General features: G+C 56.6%; 12 protein-coding genes, 1 pseudogene and 1 riboswitch. Of the genes and pseudogenes, 11 read left to right on the top strand and 2 right to left on the bottom strand.

What is annotated here, in order from left to right; all coding sequences use genetic code 11:
- Nucleotides 1-167: 167 nt before the first annotated feature.
- The 3 genes from C4S74_RS13400 to C4S74_RS13390 all read left to right on the top strand — a co-directional run bounded on the left by C4S74_RS13400 (nucleotide 168) and on the right by C4S74_RS13390 (nucleotide 2,462).
- Nucleotides 168-470 carry a hypothetical protein gene (locus tag C4S74_RS13400; RefSeq protein ID WP_103995817.1) on the top strand — a complete coding sequence of 101 codons (303 nt, stop codon included), beginning with the start codon at nucleotides 168-170 and terminating at the stop codon, nucleotides 468-470.
- A 114-nt stretch (nucleotides 471-584) separates the two neighbouring features.
- Nucleotides 585-896 carry a DUF485 domain-containing protein gene (locus C4S74_RS13395; RefSeq protein ID WP_103995816.1) on the top strand — a complete coding sequence of 104 codons (312 nt, stop codon included), beginning with the start codon at nucleotides 585-587 and terminating at the stop codon, nucleotides 894-896.
- Nucleotides 897-926: 30 nt separating this feature from the next.
- A complete protein-coding gene (locus tag C4S74_RS13390) occupies nucleotides 927-2,462 on the top strand; it encodes a cation acetate symporter (protein WP_103995815.1) in 1,536 nt (511 codons plus the stop codon).
- A gap of 84 nt (nucleotides 2,463-2,546) precedes the next feature.
- Here C4S74_RS13390 and C4S74_RS13385 read toward each other — a convergent pair whose 3' ends face one another.
- Nucleotides 2,547-4,001, bottom strand: coding sequence for an amino acid permease (locus tag C4S74_RS13385; protein WP_103995814.1), 1,455 nt, complete (start codon nucleotides 3,999-4,001; stop codon nucleotides 2,547-2,549).
- 121 nt (nucleotides 4,002-4,122) lie between these two features.
- A riboswitch (Lysine riboswitch) is annotated at nucleotides 4,123-4,312 on the bottom strand.
- Nucleotides 4,313-4,518: 206 nt separating this feature from the next.
- Here C4S74_RS13385 and C4S74_RS13380 point away from each other — a divergent pair.
- The 5 genes from C4S74_RS13380 (at nucleotide 4,519) to C4S74_RS13360 (ending at nucleotide 9,596) form a co-directional block, all read left to right on the top strand.
- Nucleotides 4,519-5,121, top strand: coding sequence for a glycerol-3-phosphate responsive antiterminator (locus C4S74_RS13380; protein WP_103995813.1), 603 nt, complete (start codon nucleotides 4,519-4,521; stop codon nucleotides 5,119-5,121).
- A 312-nt stretch (nucleotides 5,122-5,433) separates the two neighbouring features.
- Nucleotides 5,434-6,267, top strand: a complete 834-nt coding sequence (locus C4S74_RS13375) for an HAD-IIA family hydrolase (protein ID WP_103995812.1) — start codon at nucleotides 5,434-5,436, stop codon at nucleotides 6,265-6,267.
- An 87-nt stretch (nucleotides 6,268-6,354) separates the two neighbouring features.
- Entirely contained in the window at nucleotides 6,355-7,674 is a 1,320-nt protein-coding gene (locus C4S74_RS13370) for an ABC transporter substrate-binding protein (RefSeq protein WP_103995811.1), read from the top strand.
- Between the two features lie 91 nt (nucleotides 7,675-7,765).
- Nucleotides 7,766-8,656, top strand: coding sequence for a carbohydrate ABC transporter permease (locus C4S74_RS13365; protein ID WP_103995810.1), 891 nt, complete (start codon nucleotides 7,766-7,768; stop codon nucleotides 8,654-8,656).
- 31 nt (nucleotides 8,657-8,687) lie between these two features.
- Nucleotides 8,688-9,596: a carbohydrate ABC transporter permease gene (locus tag C4S74_RS13360; RefSeq protein ID WP_103995809.1), complete on the top strand. Its 909-nt coding sequence runs from the start codon at nucleotides 8,688-8,690 to the stop codon at nucleotides 9,594-9,596.
- A gap of 82 nt (nucleotides 9,597-9,678) precedes the next feature.
- Here C4S74_RS13360 and C4S74_RS13355 read toward each other — a convergent pair whose 3' ends face one another.
- Nucleotides 9,679-10,080: a VOC family protein gene (locus C4S74_RS13355; RefSeq protein WP_103995808.1), complete on the bottom strand. Its 402-nt coding sequence runs from the start codon at nucleotides 10,078-10,080 to the stop codon at nucleotides 9,679-9,681.
- Between the two features lie 296 nt (nucleotides 10,081-10,376).
- Here C4S74_RS13355 and C4S74_RS13350 point away from each other — a divergent pair, with 296 nt between their 5' ends.
- From C4S74_RS13350 to C4S74_RS26565, 3 genes and pseudogenes are all read left to right on the top strand, one after another.
- Nucleotides 10,377-10,712 (top strand): L,D-transpeptidase, encoded by a 336-nt coding sequence (locus C4S74_RS13350; RefSeq protein WP_103995807.1) that lies wholly within the window; start codon nucleotides 10,377-10,379, stop codon nucleotides 10,710-10,712.
- Between the two features lie 13 nt (nucleotides 10,713-10,725).
- Nucleotides 10,726-11,877, top strand: coding sequence for a glycosyltransferase family 4 protein (locus C4S74_RS13345; protein WP_103995806.1), 1,152 nt, complete (start codon nucleotides 10,726-10,728; stop codon nucleotides 11,875-11,877).
- Nucleotides 11,878-11,998: 121 nt separating this feature from the next.
- A pseudogene (locus C4S74_RS26565) lies at nucleotides 11,999-14,493 on the top strand (hypothetical protein); the annotation flags it as partial.

The following is a 14,493-nucleotide window of genomic DNA, read 5'->3' as shown; positions in this document are numbered from 1 at the left end:
TATCTTGCCATAGAATGAACGTTTTGACAATTGCCGCGACCCGGCGTTTTCGGGCGCTCATCGGCTGAAAACGCGCCTTTTCGCCGGGACCGTGCCTATATCCTCGGGCAGGCAGGTATGAATCCGACCAGGGCTGCGCAAGCTGGTTAGAAAAGGGGGTAGATCTTATGTCCGGCTTGGTGTGGGGAGCGGTTATCGCCGTTCCGTGGCTGCTCGTCTGGCTTCAAAATAAAGCTGCCGGAGCCAAAAGGATAATGGATGTCGCTGCATATGCCGCATTGGTACTTTTTTCGGCGATTGCCGGGGTAACCGTGACGGAGATTCTTGTGAACGACACGGTCTTTATGACCAGCGTGCACAAGGTGTTCCTGAATCCGCTCTTTCTGGCCAGCGGCGGATGGCTCGGTCTGTATGCGCTTCAGCGTCTTATAGTAGAAGGAATTTTTTCGGGGAGAGCAAGGAGAGGCTGAAACCGATTTTTTATGGATAAAAAAACTGGTACAAAATGTAAAGATTATATATAATAAAGTTAGCTTTGAATGAAAGCGCTTTCCACACGAAACAAATTTAGGAGGAGGAACCTGATGAAAAAGCGAGTCAAAGAGCTCAACTACACGGAAATCGCGAAGTCCAGTCAGTTCCAAGCTTTATTGAAACGAAAAAGACAGTTCATTTTACCGCTTTCCCTGTTCTTCTTTGCCTTTTATTTTACGCTCCCGATTCTCACCTCTTATACCACCGTGCTTAACGCCCCCGCATTCGGTTCCGTCTCCTGGGCGTGGGTATTCGCCTTTGCGCAGTTTATTATGACCTGGGTGCTGTGTATCCTTTACTCGCGCCGGGCCGCTAAATTCGATGTGATGGTACAGCAAATCCGGCAGCAAATGAAAGGCTGATCTCATTTCTCATACTTGGAGGGAAGTCAAGTGAATCTGACGGCATTCTGGTTATTTCTGGGCATCGTGGCGATCACGCTTCTGATTACCTATTTTGCGGCCAAAAAAACCAATTCCACCGATGACTTTTACACCGCGGGAGGAGGTCTGACGGGCTGGCAGAACGGTCTGGCCATCGCAGGCGATTACATGTCGGCCGCTTCTTTCCTCGGAATCGCGGGCACGATCGCGCTGGCCGGCTTTGACGGGTTCTTTTACAGCATCGGTTTTCTTGTCGCGTATCTGGTCGTTCTCTATCTCGTGGCGGAGCCTCTCCGCAATTTGGGGAAATATACGGTGGCGGATATGATTGCGGCCCGTTTCAACGAAAAGAAAATCCGGGGCGTGGCGGCCTTGAATACGATCACGATCTCCACCTTCTATATGATCGCTCAGCTCGTGGGCGCCGGAGCGCTTATCAAGCTGCTGCTGGGACTCGATTTCACGACGTCCGTACTGATTGTCGGCCTGCTCATGACCGTTTACGTCGTATTCGGCGGGATGACGGCAACTTCGTGGGTACAGATCGTCAAAGCGGTGCTGCTGATGGGCGGAACTTTTATTCTCTCGATCGTCGTGTTCTCGAAGTTCAACTTCAGCGTGACGGAAATGTTCGATCAGCTGAAAGCCGTTACTCCTCTCAAAGAGAAGTTTCTGGACCCCGGCAATAAGTATAAAATCCCGCTCGACACGCTCTCGCTTAATCTGGCACTTGTGCTGGGGACGGCCGGTCTGCCGCACATTCTGATCCGCTTCTTCACGGTGAAGGACGCTCCGACCGCGCGCAGCTCCGTCGTGTACGCCACCTGGATCATCGGCATTTTCTACGTGCTGACGCTGTTCCTCGGCTTCGGTGCGGCCGCTTTTGTGGGGTATGACAATATCATCGCGGAAGACAAGGGCGGCAACATGGCGGCGCCTCTCCTGGCCAAAGCGCTCGGCGGCGACTTCTTCTTCGCCTTCATCGCGGCCGTCGCCTTCGCGACGATTCTGGCCGTCGTCACCGGCCTCGTTCTCTCCGCGGCTTCCGCGTTCGCGCATGACTTCTACAGCCATATCTTGCGCAAGGGAAAAGCAACGGAGTCCGAGCAGATGAAGGTAGCCCGCTGGGCGTCGGTCGGTGTCTCCATCCTGTCGATCATCTTGTCATTGGCCGCATCCAAGCTGAACGTCGCGTTCCTCGTGTCCGTCGCCTTCGCCATTGCGGCAAGCTCCAATCTGCCGGTCATTCTGTTCACCGTCTTCTGGCGGCGCTTCAACACGGCGGGAGCGGTAACGGGCATGCTCGTCGGCCTGATCTCTTCTCTGGTGCTCGTAGCCGCAAGCCCGAGCGTGTGGAGCCCGGAAGTAGGCAAGGCCATCTTCGTGGGCACGCCATTGTTCCCGCTAACGAATCCGGGCATCATCTCCATTCCTCTCGGATTTCTTGGTGCCATACTTGGAACGGTCCTGTCGAAGAAGAAATCTTCGGATGCGAAGTTCGACGAGATCGTCGTCAAAGCCAACGTCGGCAACATCAACATGTAAGCGGGCTGCGGCAATGCCCGGCACAACAAAGAACCTCCCGGTCCTTGGCGGACGGGAGGTTCTTTGTTGTGTGAGGCTCGCCGTTTAATCGTCGAATTTGCATTCTTCGAGGCGGAGCACCTTCGTTTTCTTTTTGACTTTATACCCGATCCAGACGATCAGGAACAGCGGAATTCCGATATACGAAGCGGTCAGACCCGCCCAGTCGACGCCGCTTTCCGAGATGGCGGAATAGTTCTGGCCGAGGATCACGACGATACAGACGATCAGGGCGAAGATGGGGCCGAACGGGAACCATTTCGCCAGGTACGGCAGATCGCGAAGGTCCTTGCCCTGCGCCGTGTAAGCGCGTCTGAAGCGGTAGTGGCTGACGGCGATGCCGAGCCAGGCGATGAATCCGCACATGCCGGAGGCGTTGAGCAGCCAGATGTACACGACGCCGTCGCCGAACATGGAGGCGAGGAAGGCGAACATGCCCACGGCAGCCGTCGCGATCAGCGCGAGTACCGGAACGCCGCGCTTGTCGAGCTTGCCGAGGAAGCGTGGCGCTTTGCCTTCGCGGGCAAGCGTCCAGATCATCCGCGTGGATGCGTACATGCCGGAGTTGCCGGCGGACAGGACGGATGTCAGGATGACGGCATTCATGACGGAGGCGGCGAACGCCAGGCCGGCTTTCTCGAACACGAGCGTGAACGGGCTGATCGCGATATTTTCGACGTCGCCGCTGATCAGGTTGTCGCTTGTGTAGGGAATGAGCAGGCCGATGATGAAGATGGCGAAAATATAGAACAGCAGAATGCGCCAGAAAATAGTGCGGATCGCTTTGGGCACGTTCTCGCGCGGATTTTCGCTTTCACCGGCCGCCACGCCGACAAGCTCGGTCCCTTGGAAGGAGAAGCCCGCGGCCATGAATACGCCGAGAACGGCCATAAATCCGCCGCTGACGGGAGCGTCGCCCAGCGTAAAGTTGCTGAACCCGACGGACTCGCCGCCGATAATGCCGAAAATCATCAGAATCCCGACGATGATGAATACGATAACCGTCACGATTTTAATCAGGGCGAACCAGTATTCGGACTCCCCGTATCCGCGGACGGACAAGTAGTTCAGGGAGAACATCAGGACCAGGAACAGCAGACTCCATAGAATGGAGGGACTGTCGGGCAGCCAAAATTTCATAATAAGGGTGGCCGCGGATAATTCGGCGGCAATCGTGATGGCCCAGTTGAACCAGTAGTTCCAGCCAAGGGCGAATCCCAGCGCCGGATCGACGAACCGGGAAGCGTAGGTGGAGAAGGAGCCCGATACCGGCATATACGCCGACAGTTCCCCGAGACTCGTCATGAGAAAATAGACCATGATGCCGATAGCCGCGTAAGCGATTAAAGCGCCGCCGGGACCCGCGGAATGAATGGCTCCGCCGCTGGCCAGGAAGAGTCCGGTTCCGATGGAACCGCCGAGCGAAATCATCGTTAAATGTCTGGATTTCAGGCCGCGCTTAAGCTCCGTAGTTTCGGAACCGGAGTTCGGTTGTTTCATAAAGAACACCTCTGTCAATAATTTGTTTCTTGCCTGCTGCGCTAACCGTCGGTTAATAAAAGAAAACATAAAAAGCCCCGAAAAGGAGTTTTCGCGGCTGCTGCTTCTATCTCGCCTTTTCCATGAAGATAGCGCAACACCGCTGCTTGGAAGGGCAGCAGTGACAGTTCCGCCCCTGTTCGGGAACGGACCCAATCCGGACGCAAGAGAGACGGCCCGAATTTCGGCGGCTGCTCCTTTCTTCCGGCTTCACTGACGTCTCTATCGTCTCCCCCGGAATACTCCTAGCACCCGCAACCTCTACCTCATCGAAAAATGGATGAGGAACTTGCTATTAAGTTTTTGTAAAAATGGTACATCGTTCAGTATAGATAAAAAGCGGAACAGTGGCAATAGGAGAAACTGGAAACGGATACAAATATTTTTCCGGCCGATTTTACAACGAAAAAACATGCCGTTAATACAGGGCAAACAGGCCGCGGTTACGATAATGGGGACGGAAGAAAGAAGGGTGACTATGGATAAAGGAATCGGCAATCTGGGACCGAGACGCATCATTGCGGCCGTCCGGCATTCGGAGGATTTGAAACTGGCGTGCGCAAGCGACCTTCCGGTCGTTTTTCTGCTGGTCGGTGATTTGTTCACCGTTCAGGATTATGTGAAGCAGGTGCTCGACAGCGGCAAAAAGGTGTTTTTGCACGTTGATTTCATAGCCGGGCTCGGAAGCGATCCCATCATTATTAAATATTTGGCCGAGAAGGTCAGGCCGACCGGTATTATTTCCACGAAAACGCATCTGATCAAGCACGCGAAAAAGAATGGCCTGGCGGCCGTTCAGCGCTTGTTCCTTATCGATTCGGCGGCTCTGGAGAACGGCATTGCCAACGTCCAGCAGAGCGCGCCCGACGCCGTGGAGATTATGCCGGGGCTGATTCCGCGCGTTATTACGGAAGTCAGCGAGAGGCTGAGCGTGCCGGTCATAGCGGGAGGGTTGATCCACCACCATGAAGAGATTGAAACGGCTTTACAGGCGGGGGCTGCGGCGGTTTCCATGGGCAGCCGGGCTCTGTGGGTGAAGGAAGCGAAGCGTCCGCGCGCGGACGAGGCGGTTGTCCGTTAAATCCGCAGAGGGTCCTGCGAGGCTTGGCGGACGGCGCCCGTTATCTTTACAAATCTTTAAAACCGCGTTCATACAGCGCTAACACTTGAGGGATAAAGTAGAAGCAAAGAGAGAACCAACTGAATCGGTAAGGGTTGAGATGAGGAGAAAACCCTTTATGCAGTATTCGCCGCAAGGGCAAGGCACGACGGAAGTCCCGCTATCGACGGGAGCCGTTTGTACGCTTGTTTCCTGTGCCCGGCGCGTATTGGATAAAGGGTTTTTTGGGTTGTCTTCTTCCCGGCCGGTGAAGTGTTTGAGGAGGCAAAACGGTTGCGGGGCCTGACAGAATGGAACGATGCAGAAGCTTATTTTTTTGATCTCGACGGGACGATCTTCCTCGGAGGACGCCTTCTTCCCGGAGCGGCGGAGCTGATCCGCTCGCTGGAGGAAGCCGGCAAGACGGTCGGCTTCCTGACCAACACGACGACGCAGACGGCCGCGGACTGCGGCCGCCGCCTGCGGGGGCTGGGCCTTGCCGTCCGCGACGAGCAGGTCGTGACGGCAGCGGCGGCTGCCGCCGCCTACCTGGCGGAGCAGGCTCCGCAGGCCCGGGTGCTCGCCGTCGGCGAGGAAGCGCTGATCGCGGAGCTGGACGCGCAGCGCATCCGCGTCGTGCGGACGCCGCTGGAGGCGACGCACGTGGTCGTCGGCATGGACCGGCGCTTCGACTATGCGAAGCTGCATGCCGCGTCCAGGGCGCTGCGGTCCGGGGCGCAGCTCATTGCCTGCAACCCGGACACGTACTGTCCGGTGGAAGGCGACGAGCTGCCCGACACCGGGGCCATGACCGCCGCCATCGAGGCGGCTTCGGGCATCCGCGCGTCGGTCGTCGCGGGCAAGCCGTCGCCGCACTATGCGCGGGTGGCCCTCCGCCGGACCGGCAAGGCGGCGGACCGGTGCGTCATGGTCGGCGACCGTCTGGAGACGGACATCCTGCTGGGCCGCGCCAGCGGCATGCGCACGGCGCTCGTGCTGACGGGCGCGGCGACTTTGGAGGAGGTGAGAGCGGGAACGGTCATGCCGGACTGGATCGTACCGACACTGGAGGCGTTTGCGAAGCCTTCCGATGAAGAAATATTTAACATCCCCATTACAAAACGTTAACGCAGCGGTGGAAATGGAGTGTTACATTGGGGACAAGCACGGTGTACTGCAAATACCGAAATCATTTTATTTGGGGGAGACTATCCAATGCGGACAATCGCGAAAATGAGTGTGTTGACACTGCTTACGGCAAGTTTGATGGCGGGCTGCGCCAAGCCTCAAACGGAAACGAGCGCAAGCACCCCGGGGGCGGGAACGGAAAAAGCGAAAGAGAAAACCGAGCTGACGTTCTACTACCCGATCGCCGTAGGCGGCCCTCTGACGGCAACGATCGAAGCGATGGCGGCCGATTTTACGAAAGAAAACCCGGACATCACCGTGAAGCCGGTATATACCGGAAGCTACGCGGATACGACCGTGAAAACCCAGGCGGGCGTGCAGGGTAAAACGCCTCCGGACGTGGCCGTTAACCTGTCGACGGAGCTTTACAGTTTGCTGGACATGAATGCGATCATTCCGCTGGACGAGTTTATCGCCAAGGAAGACAAGAACTGGCTGTCGGATTTCTACCCGGCTTTCCTGGCCAACTCCCAGACGGGCGGCAAAACGTACAGCATCCCGTTCCAGCGCAGCACGATCGTCCTTTACTACAACAAGGACATGTTCAAGGAAGTGGGTCTCGATCCCAACAAACCGCCGACAACATGGGAAGAGATGGCCGAATACGGCAAGAAGCTGAAGAAGGAAGGCCGCTGGGGGCTTGAAATTCCGGTATCCGGTTTCGCTTACTGGATGATGCAGACGTTTTCCCTGCAAAACGGCAAGAACCTGATGAGTGAAGACGGAAAAAAAGTCTTTTTCGATACAAAAGAAAACGCCGAAGGGCTTCAATTCTGGTCCGATATGGCCCGCAAGGACAAAATTATGCCGGAAGGCGTAACGGAGTGGGCGACGGTGCCTTCCGACTTTATCGCCGGTAAAACCGCGATGATGTACCACACGACAGGCAACCTGACGAACGTGAAGAAAAACGCGAAGTTCGATTTCGGCGTGACGTTCCTGCCGCAGAAGAAATCGTACGGAAGCCCGACGGGCGGCGGCAACTTCTACATTTTCAAAGATATCGATAAGAAAAAGCAGGAAGCGGCCTGGAAATTCGTCAAGTTTATGACGGAGCCGGAGCGTGCGGCCAAATGGAGCATTGAGACCGGCTACGTGGGCGTGCGCAAATCCGCTTACGAAACCGACGTGATGAAAAAGTACGTAGCGGAGTTCCCGCCGGCGCTTGTCGCCCGCGACCAGCTCCAGCATGCGGCAGCCGAGCTGTCCACGCACAACAACGGTAAAGTGTCCAAAGCGCTGAGCGATCAGCTCCAGGCAGTGCTTACCGGTGCGGCGGAACCGGCGGCTGCGCTGAAGAAAGCACAGGAAGAAGCGGACAAGGCGCTGGCGCCGTTCAACAAGTAAGCGGGCCGGAGCGGAAATGCGGTCGGCAGGGTCTCCTTTGGCTCTGCCGATTCTTTATTCAACCGGCCGGAAAGCGCAGGGAGGGAAGACAATGACCGGGAAAGTCGCGGTTTGGAAAGAAAACGGGTTTGCGTGGCTGCTTCTGCTGCCGTCACTGGTGTTTCTTATTCTGTTTACGTTTTATCCGATGCTCAAGACACTGATCCTAAGCTTCCATCAGGCTGATCTGGCTACGCCGCAGCCGATTTTTACGGGACTCGACAATTACAAGCATATGGCGGAGGACGCCGTCTTCTGGAAAGTGCTGCGCAACAACGTCTGGTTTGCGATCGGCACGGTGCCGACGGCCATTGCGCTCGCTCTGGTCATGGCGGCGTTCGCCAATAAAGCGCTCCGGGCGAAAGGCTTTGTCCGTACGGCTTTCTTTTACCCGAATATGATTCCGATGATTGCCATCGCCAACGTATGGCTGTTCATTTATACGCCGCAGTACGGGCTGCTCAGCAGAGCGATGGGCTGGCTGGGACAATCCCAGGCGGTCAACATTCTGGGAAGCCAGGAAACGGTCATGTGGGCGATGATTGCGATGATCGTCTGGAAAGAAGCGGGATATCTGATGATTTTCTATCTCGCCGGTCTGCAGAATATTCCGAAGGACTTGTATGAATCCGCCGAAATGGACGGAGTCGGACGCTGGACCGTGTTTCGTAAAATTACGTTTCCGCTGCTTATGCCGACAACGCTGTTTGTGATGATCGTGGCTTTGACGAATTCGTTCAAGCTGGTCGATCACCTGTTCATTATGACAAAAGGCGGACCCGACAACGCGAGCAACCTTCTTCTTTTCTATATTTACGATACGGCGTTCAGCTTCTGGGATCAGGGGCTTGCCTCGGCTTTGACGATGGTGATGATCGTTCTGCTGATGGCGTTTGCGGCGCTTCAATATTTCGGACTCGACAAGAACATTCACTACCGTTAATTTTGCGCTAAAAAAAAGGAGGGTGGAACTTATGACTTCCACAACCGCCGGGACTGCGGCACCCGAAGCTTCACGCCGCGGGGGCACGGAAAGGCCCGCATCCGCCAGACGCAGGCTGCTCGCCCGCGGACCGCTGACCCTCGATTTCTGGCTGAATGCGCTCATGTTTCTCGTTGCGCTCGTCTGGATCGTACCTCTGGTCTGGATGCTGTGGACCGCATTCCGGCCCAAGGATTCCGTAATCAATCCCACGCTGTCGTGGGATTTTACTCTGGAGCATTTCCGGCATGTCTGGTCGGCCGCTCCGTTCGGGCTTTACTACGGCAACACGCTGCTCATTACCGGAGGCATTCTGATCGTTCAGCTGCTAACCGTAACGATGGCGGCCTTTGCTTTTGCCCGGCTGAACTTTAAAGGAAAAGAATTTGTGTTTATGCTGTTTCTCGTGCAGATCATGATTCCGGCCGACGTGCTCGTTTTCCCGAACTATAACGTGCTCAAGGAGCTGAGCCTGCTCGACACGAAACTGGGCATCATGCTCCCGTATTTCGCTTCGGCTTTCGGTATTTTTCTGCTGAGGCAGATGTTCAAGACGATTCCTCCCGAGCTGGATGAAGCCGCCGTGATGGAGGGCTGCACGAAGTGGCAGATCCTGTGGCGCATCTATGTGCCGCTTGCCCGCCCGTCTTACGTGGCCTTTGCCCTCGTATCGGTCAGCTATCACTGGAACAACTTCCTCTGGCCGCTTATCGTGACGAACTCGGTAGAAAACCGCCCCCTTACGGTCGGTCTGGCCATTTTCGCCCAGTCGTTCGAAACCGGAGCCCAATGGGCCGAGGTGAGCGCGGCGACGCTGATCGTGATTGCGCCTCTTCTGGCCGGCTTCCTGCTGTTCCAGCGCCAGTTTATGAACAGCTTTATGCAGTCGGGCATTAAATAACCTCATCTGTGAGGGAATGGCATGCCGGCAAGGAATACTTCCGTTATACCGGTATCCGGTATAACGATAATAAAAAGGGCCGCTACCGGGTAGCGGCCCTTTTTTCATTCAGTTTTTTACCGACTGCAATCCAGCGTCCGTCGATATCTTCGAAGACAAGCTCGCGGTTGCCGTAGTCCGTTACGGACAGGGGACGGACGATTTTCACACCCAGCCGGACGAGCTCGGCTTCGATTTCTTCCTGGGAGTCCGTAATCAAATACGCATCGTATCCGCAGCCGTGAACGACCCGGTTAGGCACGATCGCACCCAGCTTGGAGGCTGTCAGCACGATTTCGACGGCGTCTTTGTAGAGACAGACGTGAGGTTCGGAAGCTTCGAGATAGTAGACGGCTCTGAAACCGAGGCGTTCGTAAAAGCCCGCCGTCTCATGAAGACGGGGAACCGGAAAAATTTGCAGACAGGAAGTGAACCCACTGTTCATTACTTTTTTCCCTTTCTATCAAAATGTAAAATGCCAGCGTTATGGTCAGCTTAGCACAAGGGGGAGTGAAGCTTCTTTGTAAAAATCAATAAAACTTAATTTATCGGATTTTTGCAGCGTTAAAAGACACCCGCATTCCGGTCCGAACGGCCCTGTGCATGCAGGCGAACGCGGCTGCGGGTGTTTTTCTATTGACAATTTACCCAACCAAGGCGAGTCCGGCCGTCATATCTTATAGGAGGAGCGTTTTGCAGAAGGTTAGAAGGTCTGGATGCAGTACCTAAGGAGGTCACAAGATGGCATATCGCATCGATATCAATACCTCGACATTTGTCCTGACGTTATCCGATGACGGCAAAACCGTGAAGACTTATCCGGTCGGTGTAGGGAAGGTGGGAACGAGCACCCCGGCGGGCACGTTCACTATCGTCAACAAGGAGCCGAATCCCGGCGGACCCTTCGGAGCTTTCTGGATGGGATTGTCGAAGAAGCATTACGGCATCCACGGAACGAACGATCCTTCTTCCATCGGCAAGCGTTCTTCCCACGGCTGCATCAGAATGCACAACAAGGATGTGCTTGCGCTGTCCCGCCTCGTTCCGATCGGCACCGTCGTGCGGATTCACCCATAAGAGAGGAAGGTGAATGATGAACATCTCATCCATAGCCATCGTGTCGCCGGGATCGTTCGCCGTTCCTTCCGGAACCAGCAGTTCGGTCGAGCATGTGGTGGAGCGTCTTGCGGACCGGCTCAGCGAGACGGCGCAGGTCACCGTTCTGGGAAGAAGAACGAGGCGCAGGCCGGCAAGGGAGCAGATCGGAGGCGTCACCTATGTTCGTCCCAGCTTTAAAAGCGGTCTGCCGTACATCGAGGCGGTCTACCGGAAGCTCAGGCCGATGAACCCCGATCTCATCCAGGTAGAGAACAGGCCCCGGTTCGTCCGTTATTTGCGGAAGCGGATGAAACGGGCGACCATCTGTCTGGGCCTGCATTCGATCACCTTCATATCGAAGCCTCATATCGGGCGCAAAGAGGCCGCCGAATGCCTCCGCTGTGCCGATCTTATTTTCGTCAACAGCGACTATTTGCGCCGGGAGGTCATCCGGCGGGCCCCCTCCGTCGCTCACAAGGTAGTCGTGAATCCGCTGGGAGCGGACCCGTCGATCTTCGCTCCCCGGATGTTCCACGAGGAGGCCCGGCAGGAGATGCTGGCGTCCCTGGGGCTGTCGGGGCGCAAAGTGATTGTCTTCGCCGGGCGGCTTATGCCGATGAAGGGCGTCGAGCAGCTGCTGCGCGCGATGCCCGCCGTGTTTGCGGCTCACCCGGATGCCGTGCTGCTCGTCATCGGCGGAGCGGGCTACGGCAGCACGAGACAGACCGCTTACGTCAGGAAGCTGAAAAGGCTGGCGTCCCGGTATCCGGACCATATCCGCTTCATTCCTTACGTGTCGCACGATTCAATCCCCGCCTGGTTCCGTCTGGCCGACGTCGTCGCCGTACCTTCGATGCGGATCGAAGCGTTCGGACTCGTCAACGTCGAGGCCATGTCCTCGGGAGTGCCGGTTGTCGCCACGCGGGTCGGGGGCATCCCCGAAATTGTGCTTCACGAAGCGACGGGGCTGCTGGTGCCTATCCAGTCGGTGGAAGCGGAACTGGCGCAGGCCATCTCGCGGCTTCTGGCCGATGAAGATCTGAGGCGCCAGATGGGCCAGCGCTCCCTGGAGCGGGTGGCGGAGCTGTACACGTGGGAAAAGATGGCGGAGAGGCAGCGGGCTTTTTACGGCCTGCTGCCCTGAAAAAAATAAGTAATCGAGGCCGGACGATGTCCGCGCCTTTTTTTTCATAAATAGGCATAAACACCGGAGCGGAACGCTGCATAGGATACAGGAGGGAGAAGAACCGGAAAGGGAGATGGGAATGAAAAAAAAGAAAAATCCGGCAGGAGGCGCGCAGCGTCCGGCCTCCAGTAAATACAACGCGAGCATGAATGAACTGCGCTGGCTCGATGAAGAGCCGAAGAAGAAGGGGCGTGCCGATGCGGTCATTTCCAAAGCGGAAGCCGAAACGGTCCGCAAAGCCGAACCGTCGGGGGAACCCAAAAGAGGATCGTCGGAGAAGGCTAAGCCTCAAGGCCTCCTGCGGGCAAAAGCCGAAGGAGCATCCGGGGGAGGAAAGCAGACGGAACCGGTCAGGAAACTGGCAAAGGAATACACGTCAGCCCCCCGCGAAAAAAGCGAGATCAAGTCGGTTGCCGCCGAGCTTGGGTCCGAAGAGGATATTTTTGCCGGGGAAGAAATGCCCGAGGATTTCGAAGAAGATCTGCTGCTGCGTGACGAGGAGGAGGACTTGCGGGTAAGCGAAAGGGACGATGATGAAACAGCCGGGTATTCCGATGATCCGGAAGATGAAGAAGCTCCGGAAGTACCGGAAGCCCAGGCACCTGCAGCGGCACCTGCAGCGCCGAAAGCTCCGGAGCCCGGGGCAGTGCCGGAAGTTCAAGCGGCTTCGAAAGCTTCGGAAGTTTCGGAGGATGCCGGCGAATCAAATCGCGGGGCCCGGCCGGACAGCGTGAAAACCGGTAGAAACGGTTCGCCGCTGCTGCTTTTGTCCGAGCGCAAAGAAGAACGGGGCAGCGAGGGCGTCGTATATACCGACGATATCGTGGAAGCCGCCGTTACGGGCGAGAAAATCGCCAGCCGTGCCATTGACGAGTCGAAAATGAAGCCGAACAGTATCGGCACACGCTCTCTCCAGGATTTTTCGGTTGAGCGCTCGAAACTGGCCGACGGCAGCGTAACCAGCGAGAAGCTGGCTCCCGGTGCGGTGCTCCGCGAGCATTTGGCTTACGGCATCGTGAACGGCGATCATATTCAGATCCGCACGATTACCAGCGATAAAATTGCGGACAAAAGCATCACGGTGGAAAAACTCGCCGACGGAACGATCGATGCCGCCAAATTCGCCCCTTATTCGATTCAGTCGCATCACTTGGCCGAAGCCAGTATCACTCCTGAACTTCTTGAAGATCAGGCCGTAACTTCGGATAAAATCAAAAGCGGCGCCGTCCAGTCCCGCCATCTGGGCAACTATGTCATTAATTCGGCGAAGCTTGCCGAAGACGCGATTACTACCGAGAAACTCCGGAATGAAGCGGTAACCGGGGAAAAAATAGCGCCGGCAAGTATTTCGGCTTCTCACTTGGTGTCCGGAACGATAGCGGGGGACAAAATTTCCGCAAGTGCGGTAAATGCGATCCACTTGGCGAAAGGTTCGGTGGGGGACCAGCATATCGGAAGCGGAGTGATCGGGAGCGAGCATTTGAAACCGGGTTCCGTAACACGGGAAAAGCTGACTCCCGGCGTCGTCGATTCCGCCCAATTGGCGGAAGAAGCGGTAGGCTCCCGGGAGCTTGCGAAAAAATCGGTTCGTCCCGAGCACTTGGCGGACGGTTCCGTTCTCTCGATTCATATCGCGGAGGGGGAAATCCGTTCGAGTCATATCGGCGGAGCTCAAATTACGGAGGAGCTGATTGAGAACGGAGCCGTAAAATCGGGGAAAATCGGCCGGAGAGCCGTCGAAAGCCGGCATATTGACGAAAGTGCCGTTTTGACGACTCACTTGGCGAATCAGGCTGTCACCACATCGAAGCTTGCGACGGAATCCGTCTCGACGGATAAACTGACGGATTACGCAGTGAGCACGGCCAAACTGAATGACAGCAGTGTGACGGGTAAAAAGCTTGCCCGCGGAGCCGTTGAAAGCGAGCATATCCAACCGTTTAGCGTTCAATCCGTTCATATCGCGAACAACGCCATTACGGCCGCTAAAATATCCGAGCAGGGCGTGAACGGAAGCCACTTGAAGGAAGGCGCGGTCAGCGGCATCCATCTTGCCTCCAGCGCTGTAGAAGGACGCCATCTGGCGGCAGGATCTGTCAAGCAGCAGCATCTGGCCAAAGGTGTGGTGACGAGTGAGGCGCTGGCGGCCGGAGCCGTGACGGGTGAAGCGTTGTCTGACAATGCCGTGACCAGCGAAACGCTGGCGGAAGCCGCCGTGACGAGCAAAGCACTGGCGAACGGAGCGGTGACGAGCAAGGCGCTGGCGAGCGGAGCGGTGACGAGTGATGCGCTTGCCAGCGGAGCCGTGACGAGGGATGTTCTGGCTGCGGGTTCGGTGACGAGCGAGAAGCTGGCGGCAGACTCGGTGACAGGCAGAGTACTGGCGGAAGGCGCGGTAACAAGCAAAGCGCTGGCTGCAGGGTCGGTGACAAGCAGAGCGCTGGCTGCAGGATCGGTGACGAGCGAGGCGCTGACGGCCGGCGCCGTAACGGGCGAGGTGCTCGCGGAAGGCGCCGTGACGAGGGAGGCTCTGGCAAGCGGAGCCGTGACAAGGGATGCGCTCGCGAACGGGTC

Source organism: Paenibacillus sp. UNC499MF (assembly GCF_900107975.1).
GTDB lineage: Bacteria > Bacillota > Bacilli > Paenibacillales > NBRC-103111 > Paenibacillus_F.
This window is presented reverse-complemented; position numbering and strand designations above follow the sequence as displayed.

Coding starts and splice junctions, on each gene's coding strand:
- C4S74_RS13360 (WP_103995809.1), top strand. CDS start 8,688: ATGACTTCCACAACCGCCGGGACTGCGGCACCCGAAGCTTCACGCCGC.
- C4S74_RS13380 (WP_103995813.1), top strand. CDS start 4,519: ATGGATAAAGGAATCGGCAATCTGGGACCGAGACGCATCATTGCGGCC.
- C4S74_RS13365 (WP_103995810.1), top strand. CDS start 7,766: ATGACCGGGAAAGTCGCGGTTTGGAAAGAAAACGGGTTTGCGTGGCTG.
- C4S74_RS13345 (WP_103995806.1), top strand. CDS start 10,726: ATGATGAACATCTCATCCATAGCCATCGTGTCGCCGGGATCGTTCGCC.
- C4S74_RS13370 (WP_103995811.1), top strand. CDS start 6,355: ATGCGGACAATCGCGAAAATGAGTGTGTTGACACTGCTTACGGCAAGT.
- C4S74_RS13395 (WP_103995816.1), top strand. CDS start 585: ATGAAAAAGCGAGTCAAAGAGCTCAACTACACGGAAATCGCGAAGTCC.
- C4S74_RS13400 (WP_103995817.1), top strand. CDS start 168: ATGTCCGGCTTGGTGTGGGGAGCGGTTATCGCCGTTCCGTGGCTGCTC.
- C4S74_RS13355 (WP_103995808.1), bottom strand. CDS start 10,080: ATGAACAGTGGGTTCACTTCCTGTCTGCAAATTTTTCCGGTTCCCCGT.
- C4S74_RS13385 (WP_103995814.1), bottom strand. CDS start 4,001: ATGAAACAACCGAACTCCGGTTCCGAAACTACGGAGCTTAAGCGCGGC.
- C4S74_RS13350 (WP_103995807.1), top strand. CDS start 10,377: ATGGCATATCGCATCGATATCAATACCTCGACATTTGTCCTGACGTTA.